Source organism: Streptomyces sp. NPDC050422 (genome assembly GCF_044458665.1).
Taxonomy (GTDB): Bacteria; Actinomycetota; Actinomycetes; order Streptomycetales; family Streptomycetaceae; genus Streptomyces.
This window is the reverse complement of sequence record NZ_JBITIE010000015.1, coordinates 50,298-70,861: the sequence shown is the minus strand read 5'-3', so window position 1 is coordinate 70,861 and position 20,564 is coordinate 50,298. Positions and strand designations below refer to the sequence as shown.

The 20,564-nt window shown below is 71.4% G+C and carries 17 protein-coding genes; 4 read left to right on the top strand and 13 right to left on the bottom strand.

Going from position 1 to position 20,564, the window contains the following annotated elements; all coding sequences use genetic code 11:
• Positions 1 to 29: 29 nt before the first annotated feature.
• Together fxsBH and fxsA are read right to left on the bottom strand one after the other, a co-directional pair.
• The gene (gene fxsBH / locus ACIBJG_RS24070; protein WP_399310269.1) at positions 30 to 2,276 is read right to left on the bottom strand and encodes a radical SAM/SPASM protein FxsBH, inactivated beta-hydroxylase extension form; all 2,247 of its coding nucleotides are present in this window, start codon (positions 2,274 to 2,276) and stop codon (positions 30 to 32) included.
• 74 nt (positions 2,277 to 2,350) lie between these two features.
• On the bottom strand, positions 2,351 to 2,518 hold the full coding sequence (gene fxsA / locus ACIBJG_RS24065; RefSeq protein ID WP_219571751.1) for an FxSxx-COOH cyclophane-containing RiPP peptide: 168 nt from the start codon (positions 2,516 to 2,518) through the stop codon (positions 2,351 to 2,353).
• 226 nt (positions 2,519 to 2,744) lie between these two features.
• Between fxsA and ACIBJG_RS24060 the strand changes: the two genes are divergently transcribed.
• Complete coding sequence (locus ACIBJG_RS24060; RefSeq protein ID WP_399310266.1) at positions 2,745 to 3,671, top strand: DUF4231 domain-containing protein; 927 nt, start codon at positions 2,745 to 2,747, stop codon at positions 3,669 to 3,671.
• A 65-nt stretch (positions 3,672 to 3,736) separates the two neighbouring features.
• Here ACIBJG_RS24060 and ACIBJG_RS24055 read toward each other — a convergent pair whose 3' ends face one another.
• The 8 genes from ACIBJG_RS24055 to ACIBJG_RS24020 all read right to left on the bottom strand — a co-directional run bounded on the left by ACIBJG_RS24055 (position 3,737) and on the right by ACIBJG_RS24020 (position 12,399).
• Complete coding sequence (locus ACIBJG_RS24055) at positions 3,737 to 4,216, bottom strand: hypothetical protein (protein ID WP_399310264.1); 480 nt, start codon at positions 4,214 to 4,216, stop codon at positions 3,737 to 3,739.
• A gap of 232 nt (positions 4,217 to 4,448) precedes the next feature.
• The gene (locus ACIBJG_RS24050) at positions 4,449 to 5,348 is read right to left on the bottom strand and encodes a S1 family peptidase (protein ID WP_399310262.1); all 900 of its coding nucleotides are present in this window, start codon (positions 5,346 to 5,348) and stop codon (positions 4,449 to 4,451) included.
• Positions 5,349 to 5,622: 274 nt separating this feature from the next.
• A complete protein-coding gene (locus ACIBJG_RS24045) occupies positions 5,623 to 6,423 on the bottom strand; it encodes a DUF1684 domain-containing protein (RefSeq protein ID WP_399310260.1) in 801 nt (266 codons plus the stop codon).
• Positions 6,424 to 6,427: 4 nt separating this feature from the next.
• A complete protein-coding gene (locus ACIBJG_RS24040; RefSeq protein ID WP_399310487.1) occupies positions 6,428 to 7,696 on the bottom strand; it encodes an NtaA/DmoA family FMN-dependent monooxygenase in 1,269 nt (422 codons plus the stop codon).
• A 17-nt stretch (positions 7,697 to 7,713) separates the two neighbouring features.
• Positions 7,714 to 8,784: an LLM class flavin-dependent oxidoreductase gene (locus ACIBJG_RS24035; protein WP_399310258.1), complete on the bottom strand. Its 1,071-nt coding sequence runs from the start codon at positions 8,782 to 8,784 to the stop codon at positions 7,714 to 7,716.
• 54 nt (positions 8,785 to 8,838) lie between these two features.
• Positions 8,839 to 9,591 (bottom strand): amino acid ABC transporter ATP-binding protein, encoded by a 753-nt coding sequence (locus ACIBJG_RS24030; protein ID WP_399310485.1) that lies wholly within the window; start codon positions 9,589 to 9,591, stop codon positions 8,839 to 8,841.
• Positions 9,592 to 9,691: 100 nt separating this feature from the next.
• Positions 9,692 to 11,536, bottom strand: a complete 1,845-nt coding sequence (locus ACIBJG_RS24025) for an FAD/NAD(P)-binding protein (protein ID WP_399310257.1) — start codon at positions 11,534 to 11,536, stop codon at positions 9,692 to 9,694.
• Positions 11,533 to 12,399, bottom strand: a complete 867-nt coding sequence (locus tag ACIBJG_RS24020; RefSeq protein ID WP_399310255.1) for an amino acid ABC transporter permease — start codon at positions 12,397 to 12,399, stop codon at positions 11,533 to 11,535. The genes ACIBJG_RS24025 and ACIBJG_RS24020 overlap by 4 nt, the downstream gene beginning before the upstream one ends.
• Positions 12,400 to 12,878: 479 nt before the next feature.
• Between ACIBJG_RS24020 and ACIBJG_RS24015 the strand changes: the two genes are divergently transcribed.
• Positions 12,879 to 13,820, top strand: coding sequence for an ABC transporter substrate-binding protein (locus tag ACIBJG_RS24015; RefSeq protein WP_399310254.1), 942 nt, complete (start codon positions 12,879 to 12,881; stop codon positions 13,818 to 13,820).
• A 7-nt stretch (positions 13,821 to 13,827) separates the two neighbouring features.
• Here the strand turns inward: ACIBJG_RS24015 and ACIBJG_RS24010 are convergent, their stop codons facing one another.
• Positions 13,828 to 15,066 (bottom strand): DUF5685 family protein, encoded by a 1,239-nt coding sequence (locus ACIBJG_RS24010; protein WP_399310483.1) that lies wholly within the window; start codon positions 15,064 to 15,066, stop codon positions 13,828 to 13,830.
• A 308-nt stretch (positions 15,067 to 15,374) separates the two neighbouring features.
• Here ACIBJG_RS24010 and ACIBJG_RS24005 point away from each other — a divergent pair, with 308 nt between their 5' ends.
• On the top strand, positions 15,375 to 15,818 hold the full coding sequence (locus ACIBJG_RS24005) for a cell division protein SepF (protein WP_399310252.1): 444 nt from the start codon (positions 15,375 to 15,377) through the stop codon (positions 15,816 to 15,818).
• 38 nt (positions 15,819 to 15,856) lie between these two features.
• On the opposite strand, the gene ACIBJG_RS24000 is transcribed toward ACIBJG_RS24005, so the two are convergent.
• Both ACIBJG_RS24000 and ACIBJG_RS23995 read right to left on the bottom strand, forming a co-directional pair.
• Complete coding sequence (locus ACIBJG_RS24000; protein ID WP_399310250.1) at positions 15,857 to 17,068, bottom strand: acyl-CoA dehydrogenase family protein; 1,212 nt, start codon at positions 17,066 to 17,068, stop codon at positions 15,857 to 15,859.
• 95 nt (positions 17,069 to 17,163) lie between these two features.
• Entirely contained in the window at positions 17,164 to 18,894 is a 1,731-nt protein-coding gene (locus ACIBJG_RS23995; protein ID WP_399310248.1) for an MFS transporter, read from the bottom strand.
• A gap of 555 nt (positions 18,895 to 19,449) precedes the next feature.
• Between ACIBJG_RS23995 and ACIBJG_RS23990 the strand changes: the two genes are divergently transcribed.
• The gene (locus tag ACIBJG_RS23990) at positions 19,450 to 20,475 is read left to right on the top strand and encodes a phosphatase PAP2 family protein (protein ID WP_399310247.1); all 1,026 of its coding nucleotides are present in this window, start codon (positions 19,450 to 19,452) and stop codon (positions 20,473 to 20,475) included.
• Positions 20,476 to 20,564 lie beyond the last annotated feature (89 nt).

The window sequence follows — 20,564 nt, the reverse complement described above, 5'->3', positions numbered from 1 at the left end:
GCCCTCCCCATCGAACCGGAATACGAGATTCAGAATTCTTTTCGCATCAGAGCCACCAGCCGTTTCCCGCCGACGGTGAGTTCGGCGGCCCCTTCCAGCGTGTCGAGCGCCTGCGGAACGCCGTCCCGGTACCGGGGATCGAATGCCGCGAGGGCCAGCCGTTCATAGGCAGCGGCCAGCAGCCGGGAAAACGGAACCAATTCTTCCTTCCAGGGCATTCGATGTTCCCAGGAGCCGTCCGCCGCGTAAAGATCCGCGACGTCCACAAGTGCCCGGAATCTCGCCCGCCGCACGCCGCGCAGCAGCGTGAGCGCCAGCGTGCCGGCGTCCTCGTCCGCCCCGATGCCGAGCGCGCCGTACCCGTGCCGCCCCACCGAGGGCTCGCCCGGCGCCACGCCGATGAGCGGGGTGAAGGTGAACGGGACGTCGGCGGACCCCGCGCCGTGGGCGGGAGCCCGCTCCTCGATCAGCGCCCACGCCTCGGCGAGCGCGTCGCCCAGGCGACCTGCCGCCGCCGCGTCGAGCGTGGCCGCGACGGGTGCGCCGAAGCAGTCCCGGTACGGGTCCAGGTCGTCGATCACGAAGCCGTGGCCCGGGAACGGGGCGCCCGGCAGGGCGAACCCGCGCACCGGGAGCCAGCCGGGCTCGGCCGCGTCGGACCGCCGGATCCGCCGCTCCGCCGAACCGGCGGCGGAAACCGCCAGGAAGCCGTCCCCCGCCGCGCGCACCAGCACGGTGCCGCGCTCCCCCGGCCCGGCGACCGCCAGCCGCCCCAGGGTGGGCAGGACGAGCCCGCCGTCGCGGTAGGGCGCCGGCACCCGCAGGTCGAGGCCGGCGCGCACGACGGCCGAGGCGAGAAGGGTCTGCAGCCCGTCCGCGGCACCGGAGGCCGCCCCCGCCCGGTCCTCGTGCAGGGCGTCCAGCGCGTCGAGCAGCCAGGTACGCGTGTACGGATGGGCGAGTACGCCGTCCAGACCCCGGGCCCCTTCCTCCGAGCCCTCCAGCACCGCCGCCAACTCCCACGCCTGCGCCCACCGCTCACCGCCCCTGCCGTCCAGGTCGGCGTGCAGCCGCGCCAGCAGGGTACGGGTGAGGTCCTCCTGGGCCGCGCGCAGTTCGGCCGGATCGGCCACCTCGGGCGCCACGGCGTCGGCGGGCGTACGGGTCTCGATGCCGCGCACCAGGGCGGCGAGGTCGTGGCAGTACACGGACGGGTTGTCGAACCCCTCACCGGCGCCCGTGGAGCGGTACCGGTGGGTGTACAGGCCTCCACCGCACGAACGCACGACGGGGCAGCGGCGGCACGTCTCGCTGACCCCCTCCAGCCCGAGCTGCCTGGCCCGCACCCCCGGGTGCGCCGCGACCTCGTCGAAGGCGTGCGCGAAGACGTCGAAGCCGGTGTCCGCAGCCCCCTCGTAGGCGCTCTTCAGTGAATCGACCTGCTCCAGACTGCCGTCGGTCTCGACGACCACGAGGTCGGTCGGCGCGAGGCCCAGTGACTCGGTGAGGCTGGGGCCGCCGTTGAGCGTGGAGGCGACCGAGGAGAAGATCCGCACCGGCACCGGACGCCCCTGCTCCTGCCAGCGGTCGAAGACCGCGAGGAGCCAGTCGGCGTAGGCGGTGGGCGATCCGTCCGGCCGCGGCGGCGGGTCGTCCCAGGTCGCGTGGGGAAGCAGGAAGTCGATGAGCGGAGGGTCGAGCTCCGTGAGTGCGTCGAGGACCGCGACCGGGTCGTTCTCGATGTCGATGGTGCACAGGAGGCCGAGGTTGAGATGACGGTAGCGCTCCTGCCGGAGCAGCTCGACGGCCTTGAGCACCAGGGGGTGGCTGCTGCGCCCGTCGGCGAAGCGGCGGTGCCGGTCGTTGGCCGCGCGGTCGCCGTCGAGGGAGATGCCCACCTTGACGCCGTACTCGCTGAAGAGGTCGAGATAGCGCGGGCTGAGCTGCAGGCCGTTGGTGTGGATCCGGAGATCGAGGGCGGCGATGCCGTCGAAGGCGGAGGTCAGCTCTTCGCAGATGCGCCGCAGCCGGGCGGGGCCCGCCAGCAGAGGCTCCCCTCCGTGCAGGATCACTGACACGGAGGGCAGTGCGTGTGTCTTGGCATGCTCAGCCAGCCGCTGAGCAGTCCGGAAAATGACTTCGTCAGAGATTGTTTTCGGACGGGTTCGCCAGCTCTGATCGGCATGTTCGTAGACATAGCAATGGTCACAGGCAAGATCACACCTGCTGTGAACCTTGAGGACTACTTCACGGAAAGGGACCAGGGGTCCAGTCATTCCGCCATTCTAGCCAGCCCGGAAGGGTGATCCGGCAGACCGGCCGTCCCGGCGGAGTGATCCGTACGAGGGGATCAGAGGGAGGAGTTGAAGGTGGATGCCTGGCTGGGGCGACCGGCGGAGGCGACATGCACCCGACCGAGCTTCCTGGCTGCTTCGCCACCACGCGCGTCGATCGCGGCGAGCGGCACACGGCTCTTCTTCGCAACAGCGAAGGAGAGAGAGGATTCAGTGGTCTTCACGGCCGTCCTTGAGGGGATTCGTTCCGATGGAATGGTTCCGGACAGGAAACCAGCGTTGGCACCTGCACCATTGCAGTGTCCGGCGGCACGACTTTACTCTCATGGCCTGGGTTGGCAACTGAGGACGCCCACTTGGAACGAGAGCGTCACACGGGACCGGCCCCGATCGAGCGGAACGATAGATTCCGCCATCAGGGTGATGACATAACCGCAGACGGGAGTGAACATGACGGCGATTCCCGGACCACTGCAGAGCATGGTCTTCAGGAACGCTGATCTGCCGGAGCTCTTTCACCACACGGACGCCATTGCGATCGCCCGCCAGCGGGAGTCGGTGAATACCACCCGCTGGCAGCTCATCCTGCTGGTCGGGGGCACGATCCCGGCCGCGCTGCCCTGGCGCGCGGAGGTTGCGGGCACGCTCCAACTCACCGACTTCGCTGCAGTGTTGGCCTACCTCGGCGTCCTGGTCACCACCTACCTCACCTCCCGGCGGAAAGCAAAGTCGCATTGGCAACTCAATCGCTCCGCGGCAGAGTTCATCAAATCGATGTGCTGGCGTTACTCGGTGCATGGTTCACCTTTCGACACCGGCACACAGCACCCCGAAGCGGTGTTCGCCAACCGGCTCGAAGAAGGGCTGCAGGAGCTCCGCAAGGTGGGCTGGTCCGATCCCCGGGACCGGACGGCCGATTCCGGCGGTCTCATCACCGATTCCATGCGCTCATTACGGGAGAAGGCATTCACCGTGCGCAAGGAAACCTATGTACGCGACCGGCTGATCGAACAGCGCAGCTGGTATCGCAGGCGTCAGGAGGTGTCCCGGCGGGCCACCCTGGTCTGGTCGACCACCATCGCCGTGCTGACGGCCCTCGCCCTGGTCCTCGCCCTGCTCAGGGCCTTCTCGGTCGGCCAGTCCTTCGCACTGACCGGGGTCCTCTCCGCCGCGGCCGCCGCCTGTCTCGCCTGGGCCGAGATGCGCCGCCACCATCCGCTGATCTCGGCCCACTCCCTGGTGGAGAAGGATCTGGAGTCGATGCAGATAGCGATGGAGACGACACTGAACGAGCGCCAGTGGCCGCGGGCGGTGTTCGAGACCGAGCGCATCGTCTCCCCCCAGCACACGGACTGGCTCGCCCGGCACCAGATGTGAGGGCCCCGGCGCCCGCCCGTGACGACAGACGGCACAGCGCCTCCTGCCACCGCACGCGCGGCCGGTCAGCTCCGCTCGACCCCGTCGCGCCAGATCACCGTCACCGGGCGGCCGAGCCCCCGGGCGTACGTCACGATGTCCCCCGTTCCGCCGAGGCCGCGGGCGGGGCGGCCGTCCCACACGGCGATCAGCCGGTCGCAGTGGTCGGCGATGTACGCGCCGGCCGCGTAGTACGCCTCGTCGGTGGAGTGCGGGTAGTCCAGCCTGACCTCCCGCACCGCACGGGCCTTGAGCGCCCGGTAGCGGGCCAGTTCGTCCCCGTCGGCGAAGCAGTTCTCGTAGTCGCCGCTGGGGATGACGACGGTCAGCTGGGCGCCGTGGGCGAGCGCGAGGTCGGCGAAGAGCTGATCCGCCCCGACGGCCAGACTGGACAGCGCCTCCACCGAACCGTCGAACCCGTGGAACGCCGCACGTATCGAAGCCAGCACGTGTTCGTGGGCTTCCTCCGGAATGCTGCGGTGACCGGTCACTCCGATACGTTTCACGGACCTGGAACCCCCTGGGGTGTCTGCCGGGGGTGGTCCCGGAGGGCATCCCTCCGGGAGGCGCAGCATCCGCCCCCGTTGCTCCTGCGTGACCGTCCTGTGTCACATCCTCTCAAAAGCCGCGGGGTCAGCGGGAGCCCCCGCCCACAATTCGGGCGGGGGCTCGGCGTGTTCGACTTGCGCTTTCGAGGGAAGGGCCGGTTCCGGGGGACAGAACCGGCCAACCTGCGTGTCAGTAGACGCTGACGCCGTACGCGCTGAGGGCCTCGGTGACCGGCTGGAAGAACGTCGTACCACCGGAGCTGCAGTTTCCGCTGCCGCCCGAGGTGAGTCCGATGGCCTTGGAGCCGGAGTAGAGCGGGCCGCCGGAGTCGCCGGGCTCCGCACACACGTTCGTCTTGATCATGCCGTAGACGATGTCGCCGTTGCCGTAGTTGACCGTGGCGTTGAGTGCGGAGACGCTGCCGCTGTGGATGCCGGTCGTGGAGCCGCGGCGGGTGACGGACATCCCGACCGTGGCGTTGGCCGCACTGGTGATGTCGACGCTGCCGACGGTGCCGGCGTGGGCGACGGAGGCGTTGTCGTACCGGACCAGACCGTAGTCGTTGGTCGGGAAGCTGGAGCCGACCGTCGGGCCGATGTAGGTGGTGTTGGCGGAGTTGGTGTACCAGGGAGGGTTGCCGTCGGTGCAGTGGCCGGCGGTCAGGAAGTAGTACGTGCTGCCGCTGCGGACGTTGAATCCGAGGGAACAGCGCCAGCCCGGGGCGTAGATGGCGTCGCCGCCGGAGAGCAGCTTGCTGAACTTCCCGGAGGTGCGCTCGATGCGCAGGGCGCCCGCGTTGGCGCCCGCCGAGTCCTTGATCTGCTGGATCTCCGCGGCGGAGACCGTGCTGTCGGCCGTGACCACGACCTTCTTCGTCACGGGGTCGACGTTCCAGGCCGTACCGGCCACGTCGGCTCCGAGGACGGCATCGCTCGCGGCGGAGAGCTGGTTCGCGCTGTACGTTCCGGTGGAGCTGGCCTGTGCGCTGGGGACGGCGAGTGCGGCGATCGCCACGAGACCTGCGGCGATGCCGACGGCCCTGGTGCGTCTCGCGGAACCGCTGAGGGGGGTGGTGCGCTTGATCCTCACTTGTTTCCTCCCGAGGGGAGTCGGGGGTCCGCCCGTGGGGTGGTCGGACCCGTGAGGCGCAGTCATGGGCCCGGCCGTCCGTCCGAATTCCGGATGTGCCGTGCCCCTGACAAGCGCTGCTCGGGAGTATTCAAGGCGTCAACTTCCGGCGCAAGGGCGCCTTTTGGCCTGAGCTTGCCGGGCTGTTGCGCTCCCCCGGCAGCGCGTCCGGCTCCGGCGGACGAGGGTCTGCCGGGGCCGGACGCGGGCGGGTGGAGGCGGCGGAAGGGGTGGTTCAGCCGTCGGTCCGGGTCCGCTCCCCCGCCTCGACGGCGACGGGGAGGGTGTTGCCCGGCGGCGGGAAGGGGCAGATGAAGTGGTCCGCGAAGGCGCAGGGCGGCAGCAGCGCCCGGTTGAGGTCGACCGTCACCGACCCGTCCTCGGCCGGTGCGGCGGGCCGCAGGAACCGGAAGCGGTAACTGGTGTCCCCGCTGGTGGCGTCCGCGAAGACCGCCCAGAGCGAGCCGTCGCTCTCCACGGCGACCTGGAGCGTGTGCCGGGCGCCGTCCAGCTCGAAGGCGATCTCCCCGCCGAGCCCCAGCCCGCGCTCGACGCCGTCGGCGTTCTCGACCCGGACGGTGCGGGAGGTGTCGTACGGACGGAAGCGGCCCGCGACGGCCCAGCGCGGGTCGTACGGTGTGGCCTCGATGGCACGGAAGGCGCGTCGTGCCGCGGAGTCCGGGTCGAAGTCCCGTACCGCCCACATGCCTTCGCGGCTCAGCACGACGAGCCGACGCTCGCCGTGCGCCACCCGGGAGCCGTCGATCGGGCCGCGGTCGGCGCCGAGCCGGACCTGGCCGGTGAACGGCTTCCCGCCGACGCTCAGTCCGTCCCCGGGGCCGGCGGTGAGCACCACCTCCTCGCCGTCCTCCTGCCAGTGGCCCGGGACGGCCGGAATTCGACCTTCCGGGTAGTCGGAGAGCCAGTGGGTGCCGGTGAGGGAGAGCGGCCCGTACGGAGCGGCGACCGTGGCGGTCCGCTCCTGGTGCCAGTGGTTCCAGTCCCGCGCTGCCTGCTGCTGTGCGTCCGTGCTCATGCGGTCAACCTTTCCATACCGGCTCGGCGAGACCGAGGTGCGACCGCAGCGTGGAGCCGGTGTACGCGGTGCGGAACACCCCCCGTTCCTGGAGGAGCGGGACGACCCGGTCGACGAAGTCGTCGAGGCCGCCGGGGATGAGATGGGGTACGAGGAGGAAGCCGTCGGCGGCTCCTGTGGCGACGCGTTCGGTCATCTGCGCCGCGACGGTCCGCGGGCTGCCCACAAACGGCTGACGGTCCGTCGCCTCGATGACCGTCTGCCGGATGGACAGGCCCTTCGCCCGGGACAGCTCGCGCCAGCGCGCCGCGACCGCGCGGGCGTCACCGTGCCGGGCCGGCGCCGGGCGGGGGGCCGGGTCGCACTCGGGGAGCGGCCCGTCGGGATCGTACGAGGACAGGTCGCGGCCCCAGACCTGCTCCAGTGCCAGGATCGCGCGCTGCGGCGAGACCTGCTGGAGCCGGATTCCGGCCGCCCGCTCCCGCGCCTCGGTGTCACTGTCGCCCAGCACCACGCCGGCGCCGCACATGACCTTCAGCCCGCCGGGCTCCCGGCCGTACTTCGCGAGCCGCCCCTTGATGTCGGCGCGAAGGGCCCGGCCCGCCTCCGGGGTGCCGTGCCGGGTGAGGACGATGTCGGCGGTGGACGCGGCGAGCTCGCGGTCCTCCGCGGAGTCCCCCGCCCGGATGACGACGGGGTGCCCCTGCGGGGAGCGCGGGACGGTGAACTCGCCCTCGACGGAGAAGTGCCGGCCGTGGTGCGCGAAGGGGCGCGGGGCGCCGTCGGGGGTCCAGGAGTCCCACAGCTCGCGGGCGGTGGCGACGAACTCGGCGGCGCGGGCGTACTCGCCGGCCCGGTCGAGGGGGTCGCCGCGCCGGAAGTTCTCACCCGTGAAGGTGTCGGCGGAGAGGGAGACGTTCCACGCGGCCCGGCCGGCGCTGAGGTGGTCGAGGGTGGCGAGGCGGCGGGCCGGCTCGTAGGGCTCGGTGAAGGTGGCACTGACGGTGGCGGCGAGACCGAGCCGGTCGGTGACGGCCGACAGCGCGGCGAGCGCGGTGAGGGGCTCGGGACCACCGGCCACGTCCAGGTCGTTGATCAGGCCACGGTGCTCGCGCAGCCGGAGCCCCTCGGCGATGAGGAGGAAGTCGAACAGCCCGCGTTCGGCCGTCCGCGCAAGGTGTTCGAAGGAGGCGAACTCGATCTGACTGCCGGAGCGTGGATCGTTCCAGACGGTCGTGCCGTTCGCCCCCGGGAAGTGCGCGGCGAGATGCATCTGTTGCGGGGCGGCCGTCATACCCGTTCTCCTCGGCGGGCGTACCGGTTGGCCGGCCGGGCCAGGCCCAGGTGCTCGCGGAGCGTGCCGCCGGGGTAGAAGGTGCGGAACAGGCTGCGGTGCTGGAGCAGGGCCACGGTGCCGTTGACGATCCGTTCGAGGTCGCGCCCGGGGGTGATCGGGGTGAGGTGGAAGCCGTCGACGGCTCCGGACCGGTGCCACTGGGTGATCAGGTCGGCGAGGTCGACCGGGCCGCCCCGGTAGTACGTGCCGTGCCCGGCGAGCGGCAGCCCGCTCTCCAGCCCCGGTTCCGGGGTCGATTCGGCGTCGCCGAGGTCGACGGTGAGCGCGGCGAGCACCCGCAGCGTCCCGGGGTCGCGTCCGTGGGCCGCTGCGCGGCGGAGCACGTCGTCGCGGATCCCGGCGGTCCGTTCGGGAGTGCCGGCGCGGACGAGCACCACGTCGGCGTGGCGGGCGGCGGTCTCCCTGGCCTGCTCCGCGGTGCCGTCGACGACCGTGACGGGGTGGCCCTGCGGCGGCCGGGGTACGACGGCGGGGCCGCGGACGCCGAAGGCGGCGCCCTCGAAGTCGGTGCGGTGCAGCTTGTCGCGGTCGAGGAAGCGTCCGGTGGCGGCGTCCCGGATCTCGGCGTCGTCCTCCCAGCTGTCCCAGAGACGCGCACCCGCCTCGGCGGCCTCGCCCGCTTCCTCCCACAGTGCGGCGGCGGGCGCGGCGGGGCCCCGGCCGAACAACCGGGCCTCGGCGGCGGTCGTCGAGACGTCCACGCACCAGCCGGCCCGGCCGCGGCTGACCCAGTCCAGGGTGGCCACGGCGGACGACACGTGGAAGGGCTCGGTGTGGGTGGTGGTGACCGTGGGGACCAGTCCGATCCTGCGGGTGGCCGGTGCGACCCGGGAGAGCGCGGCGAGCGCGTCGGGCCCCGGCCGGGCGAACGAGTCGCCGAGGGTGACGAAGTCGAGGGCCCCGCGCTCGGCGAGCTGGGCGAGGCCGGTGTGGTGAACAGGGTCGTAGCGGGGCGGGCCGCCGATCTCGGCAGCCAGGTGGAGCGGGCGGAGGGGGTAAGACATGGGGGGCTCTTTCGGAGGGGTTCGGAAGTGGCTTCATGGCCCCGGGGTGCCGGGTCACAGCACCTTGGAGAGGAAGGCGCGGGTGCGTTCGTGGCGCGGCCGGTCGAGCACCTCGGCGGGCGGGCCCTGTTCGACGATCCGTCCCTCGTCCATGAAGACGACGGTGTCGGCGACCTCGCGGGCGAAGCCGATCTCGTGCGTGACGACGATCATCGTGGTGCCCTGCTCCGCAAGGTCCTTGATGACGTCGAGGACCTCGCCGACCAGTTCGGGGTCGAGTGCGGAGGTGGGCTCGTCGAAGAGCAGCAGTTTCGGTTCGAGGGCGAGGGCCCGGGCTATGGCGACGCGCTGCTGCTGACCGCCGGAGAGCTGTCGCGGGTACGCCGTCGCCCTGTCGTCGAGTCCGACGCGGGCCAGGAGCCGGTGCGCGGTGGCTGCGGCCTGCTGCTTCGTGCGGCCGAGCGCGGCCACCGGGGCCTCGGTGACGTTCTCCAGGACGGTGAGGTGGGGAAAGAGGTGGAAGTTCTGGAAGACGAAGCCGATCCGGGTGCGGCGGCGCAGGACCTCGCGTTCGGGAAGTTCGTACAGCTTGTCGTTCTTCCTGCGGTAGCCGACGAAGTCCCCGTCCACGGTGATCGATCCCCGGTCCGCCTTCTCCAGGTGGTTGACGGTGCGCAGCAGGGTGGACTTCCCGGAACCGGAGGGGCCGAGGATCACGGTCACCTCGCCGGGGCGTACGGACAGGTCGATGCCGCGCAGGACCTCGAGGGAGCCGAAGCTCTTGTGCACGCCCCGGATCTCGACCATGGGCGCGGCCTGTTCGTGGGCGGTTGCGCTCTTCTCGGGGCGGCTGGTCGTCTTCATGGTGGTGTCCTCGGGTGCTTCGGATCGGGAGTGCGCGCGCCGGTCAGCCATCGGTGCCGTCGGAGTCGCGAAGGAAGGTGAGAACCGCGCGTGCGGTGGCATCGTTCTGCCCGAAGGCCGGACCGCCGGTGCGTGGCCGGGTGAAGGCGCCGCTGGTGCGCGCTGCGGTGTGCGGGCCGAGGGCGAAGCGGCGGGGGTGCGGGAGGCCGTCGCGGTCCAGGATCCGGCCGTCGCCGGGGTCGACGGCGAGCAGTCCGGTGGCGGTGGCGGCGGCCCCGTCCTCGTGCAGCGCCCGGAGCAGGGTGCTGCGGGTGCGTCGCGGCGAGGGGTCGGGCAGCCGGGCCTCGACGAGGGCGCGGGCCTCGATCCGCTCCCCCGGCACGGTGGCGCCGGCCGCCCGGAACAGGCCCAGCTCCTCGTCGGTCTCGACCGTCGTCCCGGCACCGAGGAAGCGGACGACACCGGCCCGGGAGAGAGCGAGCAGCTGCCGCAGCCGGGGTCCCGGCGGCCCGGAGGCGAGGTAGCTGAAGAAGCCGTGCCACCATTCCCCGATGTCGGGGAAGCGGATCAACTGGCCGTATACGGAGAGCAGTCCGAGGAAGACGGCGAGGTCCTCGCTGTGCCCCGGGTCGTGCCTGCGGTCCAGGTCGGCGGTGATGTAGGCGCGCGTCGCCTCCTGGAACGAGGCGGCCGAGGGGTGGCGCACCCCGTCCAGCGGGTGGTCGAGCGCCGCCAGGTCGAGCCGGTGGGCGGGGTCGGGGACGGCCGCGGCGATCACCGCCCGCAGTTCGGCGCTGCCGGGGTCGGCGGCCGCGTACTTCTCCTCGAAGGCGGTCCAGTCGGCCGTGGTGCGTTCCGGGTGGGCGGCGAAGAGCCGGTGGTAGTGGGCGTAGCCGAGCTCTTTGTCGACATGGGGCCATATGTCGCGGCGGAAGTCGGGCGGCTCCGCCCTGCTCAGGAGCTCATCGGTCCGGTCGGGACCGAAGAAGCGCGGCAGCGGCGGCCGTTCGCCCGGCCGGACGTATCCGATCTTGGAGTGGTACGGGACACCGCGCCGCGATCCGACGTACAGGACGGGTTCCTTGCCGGAGGGCAGGTACGCGCCGTCCTCGTACCGTCCGCCGCGGCCCTCGGTGAGCAGCACCATCAGGTCGATGAAGGCGAGTCCGAAGCCCCGGACGATGACGGGTTCGCCCGCCGGCAGGGAGCTCAGATCGCTGTCGGCGGTGAAGTCGGGCGGCAGGTGGACGAGCCCGTGCCGGTCCGCGAAGCGGGACAGCCGCCGCTGCTCGTCGTCCGGTTCGGCGTCCAGGTGGCCGAGGGTGAGGACCACGAGGTCGGCGGTGAGCGGTTCGGCGCGGCCCTCCAGGTGGACGGACTGGCGGCCGCCGCGGGGGCCCGTGACGCGCAGGGCCCGGCCGCGGTGCTCATGGACGGTGACGGTGGGCGGGAGCGCGGCCACCGACTGCTCGTACACCCAGCGCAGATAGGCGCCCTGCAGCCGCCGGCTCGGGAAGTCGTCCCCCTTCAACGCCTCGATCTCGGCGCGGAGTCCGGGTGCGGCGGCGACATCCGGTCCGGGTTCGGTCCGTCCCTCGCGCACGTCGGCCGCCCAGGCGTCGAGCGCCGGCCCCGGCCGTACGGGGCCCTCCAGGCGGACGGTGTCGTCGGTGAACATGGTGACGTCCTCGGCCATGGAGTTCATCCACAGCAGCGGCGACTGCTCATGGCGCCATATCCGGCCGCCGCCGGGCGGAAAGGGGTCGACGAGGTGGATGTCCAGCGGCCGGACGCCGTACAGCGAGGGGGCGTTGGCGGCGATGCGCTCGACGAGGCCGGTGCCGCGCGGTCCTGCCCCGATGACGACCAGCGTCGCTGCGGCGCTCACCGCGCGTCCCCGGTGCCGCGCGCGTAGTACCGCTCGACGTAGTGCTGGCCGACACTGAGCAGCGAGGTGACGACGACGTACCAGAGGGTGGCGACCAGCAGCAGCGGGATGACCTGGTAGGTGCGGTGGTAGACGAGCTGGACCGAGTACAGCAGGTCCTGCACGGCGATGATGCTGACGATCGAGGTGCCCTTGAGGGTGCCGATCAGCATGTTCCCGGCGGGCGGCACGATGGAGCGCATGGCCTGCGGCAGCACGATCCGGTGCAGCCGTCGCCACGGGCCGAGGCCGAGTGACTGGGCGGCCTCCAGCTGTCCGCGTTCCACGGACAGGATGCCGCCGCGGACGACTTCCGCCGCGTACGCGGCCTCGTGGAGCGTCAGTCCGATGACGGCGACCGTGACGGGGCCGAGGAGGTTCACCGTGCGGACGCCGAGGATCTCCGGGTAGAGCGCGCCGATGTTGAACCAGAACAGCAGCTGGACCAGGATCGGCGTGGACCGGAAGAGCCACACGTACCCCCATCCGACCGCTTGGAGCACGCGGTTGGCGGAGAGCCTGAGGACGGCGAGCAGCGTCCCCAGTGCGAAGCCGAGCACCATCACGAGTGCGGTGAGCCAGAGCGTGAGCCCGAGGCCCCGCAGCACCGCCGTGGTGGTGAAGTAGTCGCCGACGACGTCCCATTGGAAGGCGTCGTTGCGGATGACGGAGTTCAGCGCGAGGGCCAGCAGGATCAGTACGGCGGCGGCCGCCGCCCACTGGCCGGTCCGGCGTACGGGGACGATCCGCAGCCGGTCGGCATCGTTGTCCTTGAGCGGCTCGGCAGGGGGTGCCGGCGGGAGGGTGTCTGTCTGTGCGGACATGCGAGGGCTCCGTGGATGCGGCGATCGAACACGGGGCGCGCCCTCGGCACGGAACACAACGGGGACCGGGCCCCTCAGCCCGATCCGCCTCCGCAGGTAAGCGCTGTACACAGCACCTTGTCAACCCTGTCCACACTGTGAGCCGTACGTCTCAGGTCAGTTGACGGGCCACCGGATGCCTGTTCCACTGGGGCCATGCATTCGCAGCAGTGGCTGGTCAAGCGCTCCCACATCGACTTCGGTCGCGTGTGGTCCTCTTCCTGTTGAGCCTCCGCCCTGCTCCGACCCGCATTCCCGCTCGCGCCGTGACCGGCGTCTGAGCTCTTCTCCCTGCGTGCCCTCGCGTACACAACGCTGCACCACCCCTCCCCTCGCACCGGTCTTCCCCTCGTGTTCCGCCCTTCCTCCGCCCGGTCCGCGGGCCGTCGTGCGCTGCCCCGCGCCCGTCCACGGCCCATGAAACTGGAGAGCCATCTCTGATGCCCCGTACCCGGCACACCGCTGCCTTCGCGCTGATCACCGCCGCCACGCTGATGCTGACCGCGTGCGGGTCCGGAGATCCGGCGACCGCCCCCGCAGGCGCCGCCGGTCCCGCCGCCAAGGGGGCCGTGCCCACCACCGACGTCGTGTCGGGGGTGAAGAAGGACGAGGCCGCCGCTGCCCTGCTGCCCCCCGCGGTCCGCTCCTCCGGCACCCTGAACATCGCCGCCGCCGTCGGCACCCCTCCTGCCGCCACGTATCTCGCGGACGGTACGACCCTGGCGGGCACCGACATCGACTTCGGGGACGCCGTGGCCAAGGTGCTCGGACTGAAGCCGAAGCGGGAGGTCGCGGCGTTCGAGGCGATCCTGCCCGCGCTCGACAGTGGGAAGTACGAGGTGGGCACCGGCAACTTCGGCGTGACCGACGAACGCAGCCGGACGATCGACTTCGTCACCTACCTCAACGACGGCCAGGGCTTCGCGGTCCGTGACGACAGCAAGCTGGCCGACGTCACCGATCTCGCCCAGCTCTGCGGCCTGACCGTCGGCACCACGGCGGGCACCACGTTCGAGGTGACGCTGGAGAAGAACCGGCACCGGTGCTCCGAGGCCGGCCAGAAGGCGTACGACGTGAAGACGTACTCCGACGCGTCGGCGGTCTGGACCTCGCTCCAGCAGGGGCGTACGGACGTGGTGATGTCGACCATCAACGGACTGCGGTACGCCGTGGGGCAGCAGGAGGGGGTGCGCTTCCTCAACGAGTTCAAGCGCCTCGACGTCGGCTTCGCCTTCAAGAAGGGCACGCCGCTGGCGCCCGCCTTCCAGGCGGCGGTCAACCGTCTCAAGGCGGACGGCACCTACGAACGGATCCTGGAGAAGTGGGGCATCTCCGCCTCGGCGGTCACGACCTCGCAGATCTCGCCGCCCGAGATCAAGTGACGCGAGGTCAGCAGCTGCAGTCGCACCCGCAGTCGCAGCAGTCGCAGCCGTCACAGCAGTCGCCGCAGTTGCTGCAGCAGTCGCAGCCGTCGCAGCAGTCCCCGCAGTCGCACTGACTGCACAGCCCCTCGCGGCGCTGCCGGCTCCACGGGTCGTCGAAGGTTCCGCAGCACATCTGGCAGGTGCAGGCGAGCCCCGCCCACACGAGGCACCCCATGATGAGCCCCCGCCGGTCGCGCGGGGGCTCCGGCGGCTGCGGCGGCCCGAAGGGCCCGGACGGGCCCGTGGGGGCGTACGGATTGCCGGGCGGCGGCCCGAAGGACCCCGCGGGGTGGCCTCCTGACGGATGGCCGGCTTCGGTCAGCAGCCCGCCGCTCCGATGGGAACAGACGTCCGTGGCGAACGCCCGGTCCACCGAGCGCCGCAGTTCGTGCGCCAGGAGCACATGGGCGAGCTTGTCGTCGGCGAATTCCGCGTCCCGCAGCGCCATCCGTACGCCGCGCAGGGCGTCGTCGCACAGCCGCCGGGCCTCGGCGCGCGAGGTGCCCGTCGCCGTCAGGGGGTTCCAGGCACCCGACGCGGCGTCAGTTTCCTGGTCCTCCACGGCATCCAGCAGATGCGCGAGGCGTCCGAAGAGCCGTCCGGCCTCCGCGAGCGGCTCGGCGTTCTGCGGCTTGCCCGCGAGTACGGCGGTGTGCGCGAAGGCCGCGGCGGTGGCGGTCTCGGTGGGCTCGGTGACCGTCAGCAGCGGGGTGCCGGGCCCCGCGAGCAGCTCGATGCCGGTCTGCCGGTCGACGGCGTCGACGAGCAACGCGGTGTCGAAGCCGAGCTGTGCGCCGGTTCGCGCGCCGGCCCTGTCCCAGCCCGCGGCCACCCTGCGCGCGGCCGCGGCCACCGGGCGGCGCGCCAACAGGCCGTCCCGGTCGGCCACGTGGTCGCGCACCTTGGCGGAGGCCAGCACCAGCGAGACGGCGGCCGCGAGCCTGGCTCCCTCACCGCGCGCGACCGGGGCGGTGCGCATGGCGCGCAGGGGGCAGGGCCCCGCCGTGCGCCGCTGCCCGGGGGTGCGCCCGGTCTGAGCCTCCGTCAGGACCGAGACGATCAGGCCGTCATAGTTCGTGACGATCCGGGCGAACTGTCCGTGATCGGAGCGAAGTGCCAGACAGAGCCCACAGAGATGGGCCATCCACTCGGCCTTGAGCCCCTCCGACAAGCGGTGAGTGCAGGGCCTGACGATTCCGAACACGGCCATCCCCCGGGAGTCGTTCAGCTGTGCGCGGCGCTCGGGCGCCTGCGCGACGTGCATCGTATCGAGTGACCCGTTCACCCGTACGTCCCCCATGTCACCCGTACGGACCGGAGGAGCATATTTTCTTATCTCCAGGGCCCTTATGCAGGAGGAACCTTGACGAATCGCCACATCTTCTGCACCAGTACCGTCACGAAAGCCCTGCGCGCCGCGTATCCCCTTGGCGCACGATCCGCATGATGGACGACCATAGGGATACGAAAGACATGCGGAACGCCAAGGAACCGCGGTGAGAGGAGGCGTCCATGGGATCGGTGCGCAAGGCGAGTGCCTGGCTGGGCCTCGTAGAGGACAACGACGAGCGGTACTACGACGACGACGAGTACGCCGAAGGTGCACGGACCGGGACCGGTCAGGCCTGGGTGACCGATCCGCGGGTGCGGGTCGCCACGGAGGCGGCGCAGGAGACGGGCCGCCGGATCGCCACGGTGACCCCGGACAGCTTCCGGGACGCCCGGGCCATCGGCGAGCTCTTCCGGGACGGCGTCCCGGTGATCATGAACCTCACGTCCATGGACTCCGCCGACGCCAAGCGCGTGGTGGACTTCGCCGCGGGACTGATCTTCGGACTGCGCGGGTCGATCGAGCGCGTGGCCACCCGGGTCTTCCTGCTGAGCCCCGCCGACACGCAGGTCGTCACCGGCGAAGCCGCCGGCCGGCCGGCCGACGGCTTCTTCAACCAGAGCTGAGCGGGACGCTCACCGATCGGTCGGGCCGTCGTTCCGGTTCACCGGAACGCGTCCAGGCCGGTGAGCGCCTTGCCCAGCACCAGCTGGTGCATCTCCACGGTTCCTTCGTAGGTGAGCACCGACTCCAGATTCGTCGCGTGGCGCATCACCGGGTACTCCAGCGAGATCCCGTTGGCGCCGAGGATCGTGCGCGAGGTCCGGCAGATCTCGATGGCCTCCCGCACGTTGTTCAGCTTTCCGAAACTGACCTGCTCCGGACGGAGCCTGCCCGTGTCCATCCGCCGGCCGAGGTGGTGGGCGAGCAGGATGCCCTTGTGCAGTTCGACGGCCATGTCGGCGAGCTTGGCCTGGGTGAGCTGGAAGCCGCCGATCGGCTTCCCGAACTGCTCACGTGTCCTCGCGTAGTCGACGGCCGCCTCGAAGCTGGAGCGGGCGGCGCCCATCGCCCCCCAGACGATGCCGTAGCGGGCATGGCTGAGACAGCTGAGCGGGCCCCGCAGCCCGGTGACGTCCGGCAGTACGGCGTCGGCCGGCAGCCGCACCTCGTCGAGGATCAGCTCGCTGGTGACCGAGGCGCGCAGGGACCACTTGTGCCTGATCTCCGGCGCGGAGAACCCGGGGGCGTCGGTGGGCACCACGAATCCGCGGATGCCGCTGCCTGCGGTGGACCCGTCGGTCTGCGCCCAGACTACGGCGACCCCGGCGACCGAACCGTTGGTGATCCACATCTTGCGGCCGCTGAGGACCCAGTCGTCGCCGTCGCGCTTGGCGTACGTCCGCATGCCGGCGGGGTCGGACCCGTGGTCGGGTTCGGTGAGCCCGAAGCAGCCGATGATCTCGCCGGCCGCCATGCCGGGCAGCCACCGCTGCTTCTGCTCCTCGGAGCCGAAGCGGTGGATGGCGTACATGGCGAGGGAGCCCTGCACGGAGACGAGCGAGCGGATTCCGGAGTCGGCGGCCTCCAGCTCCAGGCAGGCCAGTCCGTACTGGACGGCGGTCGCGCCCGCGCAGCCGTAGCCCTGCAGGGACATGCCCAGCGCCCCGAGCGAACCGAGTTCGCGGGCGAGCTCGCGGATGCCGGGCAGCTCGCCGTTCTCGTACCACTCGGCGATGTGCGGCAGGACGCGGTCGGCGGCCCAGACCCGGACGGCGTCGCGGATCGCGAGATCCTCGGCGCCCAGGAGATCGTCGATGCCGATCGGGTCACGGGGGTCGAAGGGCGGGAGTTTCGAGGACTGAGCGGTGGACATGAGGGGGCGCCTCCGGCGGCTCGCACGGTACCGATGTCGGTGGGGAGCGCCAAAAACTAGCAGTGTTAGTTACGGCGCCGTGCCGACGTTACGACTCAGTGTGCCGTGCGTCCAGAGCCCGTCGCCTCGGCAGGCGTGCGCCGCACGGGCAGCCGGAGGAGCACCTCGGGCCGCTCCTGGACCGGCAGCTCGCACGGATACGGGTGCTCACGGTGGCCATCCTCGTCCCGGGGGGCGGGCACCTCGTGGCCCTCCACGGACTCGCGGGGCTCGCAGAGCAGCGGCGGGCACTCCATCACCCGCGGCAGCTTCAGCGCGGCGAGCGCCCCGAGCAGCAGCAGACCCGCGCTGACCAGCAGGGTGATGTGCAGCCCGCCGACGAAGGCGTCCCGGGCGGTGGAGCGCAGTACGGCTCCGAGCGGACCGCCCAACTGTGCGGCGACCTGGTAGGCCTCGCCGAGCGAATGCGAGGCGGCGGCGCCCGCCGAGGCGGGAACCCCCTCTGCGGGGAGCTTGGCCAGACCGGGGGCGTACGCGGCGTTCATCACACTGCCGAGCAGGGCGATCCCCATGCCGGCGCCGAGTTGGTACGAGGTCTCGCCTATCGCCGCCGCACCGCCGGCCCGCTCCGCCGGTGCCTCGCTGAGCATGGACTCGTACGCGCCGAAGAGCGTGGACTGCAGGCCGAAGCCGAGCACGACGAAGGACACGGTCAGCAGGCCGGGCCGGTCGTGCTCGCCCATCGCGGTCAGCATCAGGACCGCGGCCGCCGTCAGGACGAAGCCCCAGCCGACCATTCTGCGCGGCCCGATGCGGCGCAGGGTGTACGAGCCGGTGGCCCCCGCGGCCATGGCGGCAAAGGTGAGGGGCAGAAGCCGCAGACCGGTCTCCAGCGGGCTGAGGTCCAGGACCAGTTGGAGGTACTGGACGGCTATCAGCTCCAGGCCGACCAGGGCCAGCATGGCGAGGACGATGCAGCCCACCGCGGTGGAGAAGGCGGGCCTGGCGAACATCCCGATGTCGATCAGCGGATGCGTCCGGCGCTTCTGGCGGCGGACGAACGCGACCAGCAGCACGGCCCCGGCCAGCAGCGGCACGAGCGTGCCCGGGACGAGCAGCCCCTCACCGGTCCCCGCGCGCTTCACGCCGAGGACCACGCCGAGGACACCGGCGGCGGCCATCAGGGCGCCGAACACGTCCCAGGGCCCGTCGTCGCTGCCGCGGGACTCCGGGAGCAGCAGCCGGCCGAGCGGCAGGATCAGAGCCATCAGCGGGATGTTGATCAGGAAGACCGAGCCCCACCAGAAGTGCTCGACGAGGAAGCCGCCAATGACCGGTCCGGTGGCGGCGCCGACGGCGGCCACGGCGGACCACACACCGATGGCCACGGCCCGCTCGCGGCGGTCGGGGAAGACCTGCCGGAGGATCGACAGGGTCGCCGGCATGATCATCGCGCCGCCGACTCCGAGCAGAGCCCGGGCCGCTATGAGTACGCCCGCGCTGTCGGCCATGGCGGCGACGGCGGAGGCGACACCGAAGAGCGCGTAGCCGAGCAGCAGGACGCGCCGGCGTCCGACACGGTCACCGAGTGTGCCGAAGAGGATCAGCAGGGACGCACAGACCAGCGGGTAGACGTCCACGATCCAGAGCAGACCGACGGCGCTGGGCCGCAGGTCCTCGGTGACGGCGGGGACGGCGACGTGCAGCACGGTCGCGTCGAGTGCCACGAGCAGCAGGCTGAGGCAGAGGACGACCAGGACGACCCATCGATTGGCCCCGTCGGCGGCTTCGCGCAGACGGATTCGGGCTGTGGTCGTCCCGGACATGCATCTACCTCCCAAAAGGTCCCTCGCGCTCGGCAGGCCCTCCGGGGATTCAGCGTCCGCTGTCCCTCGGGCCCGGCATCGACGGGCGAGTGAGCCGTCAGCGTACGCGAGTTCGACAGGGCCACACGTGGCCCATCTCATACCTGCCGACGCCGTCGAGTGTGGCGTACGCCACTGCGGACGCCCGCCCCACCCCCCTCCGGGGCACCACGCCGACCTGCGACAACCGGCCGCCCAGCCGCGCCGGCGACGGGATCCGGGGGCCGCGAGGGCCCTCCCGGGCGGGCCGGACGGAGGCATCCAGTAACCGGACCGATACCGTCCGTTCGACCTCGCGGGCGGTCGGGGCACATTCCCCTCGCCGCCCGGTTCACCTTTCCACAAATAACCGAATGCGTTTACGGAAAGCCCGCTGAAGAAAAGGAACGAAAGGAATCCCGGGCTCCCGGAAACTCAGAAAATCAGGTTGGACTGAGACATAGTCCACATCACATCGTCATCACAAAGCGGCCGGATCGACCGGGTCACCCACTCACTCGCTGTAACGTCGATTGGGTGCGTACCGACATCTTTGCCCGTCTGGACCGGGAGCCGGAACCGCCGAAGATAGAGACACCGCGGATGAGCCCTCACCGCATCGCTCTCTTCGGCGGGACGTTGGCGTTCTATCTGGCCATCGTCATTGCCGTGCTCATGTCGTCCTGGCTGGTGGCCCTGGACTGGAAGGTCATGCTCTTCCGGCCGTACCAGCAGTGGCCCGGCATCCACGCCTTCCTCGACTACTACGTCGTCCTCGGCCAGCGCGGGCCCACGGCGGTCATGGTCGCCTGCTGGCTGGGCTGGCGCTCCTGGCGGCAGCACACCCTGCGGCCCCTGCTGACACTGGGTGCCTCCCTCCTGCTGCTCAACGTGACGGTGGGCGCGGTCAAGATCGGCCTCGGCCGGCTGGGCCCGCACTACGCGACGCAGATCGGATCGGCCGAGCTCTTCGCCGGCGGCGATATATTTCCCTCGGGCCACACCGCCAACGCCGTCGTGACCTGGGGAATCCTTGCCTACCTGGCCGCCACTCCGCGCGCCAGGCGCTATCTGTCGGCCATGTCCGCGATCGTCTCGCTCGGGGTCGGCCTGACGACGGTCTACCTCGGTACGCACTGGCTCAGCGATGTGGTGCTCGGCTGGGCGGCGGGTCTGCTGATCCTCCTGGGCCTGCCCTGGGTCGAGCCGCTGATCACCCGGGCCGAGAACTGGATCTTCGCGGCCCGCGAGTGGCTGAGCGCGCGCGGCAGGACCGTGGCGCCGGAGCCCGTCGTTCCCCTCGCTCCGCACCCCGTGCCGGCCGGCCTGGCGGCCACGGGTGACGCGGCACGGAGCCCGGCCCGCGAGCCGGCCGGAACCGGAGCGCCTGCGCCGGTGATCACGGCCACCGGCGGCCGCCCCCGGGCGTACACCGCGCCACCCGCCCACCCCGCACGTTCGGAGCGGACCCCGGTCACCCCGGCCGGCAGCCGCCGCCCGCCGCACGCGGACCGCACACCGCGCGGCGGCACCGCACCGGCCCGGCCGGTGGCCGGCGGCTGACCCCGCAGGACTCCGGGAACGGCGCGCACAGCCACCCGTGCATGACTGAAGGCCCCGACACAGATGTCGGGGCCTTCAGTCATGCACTA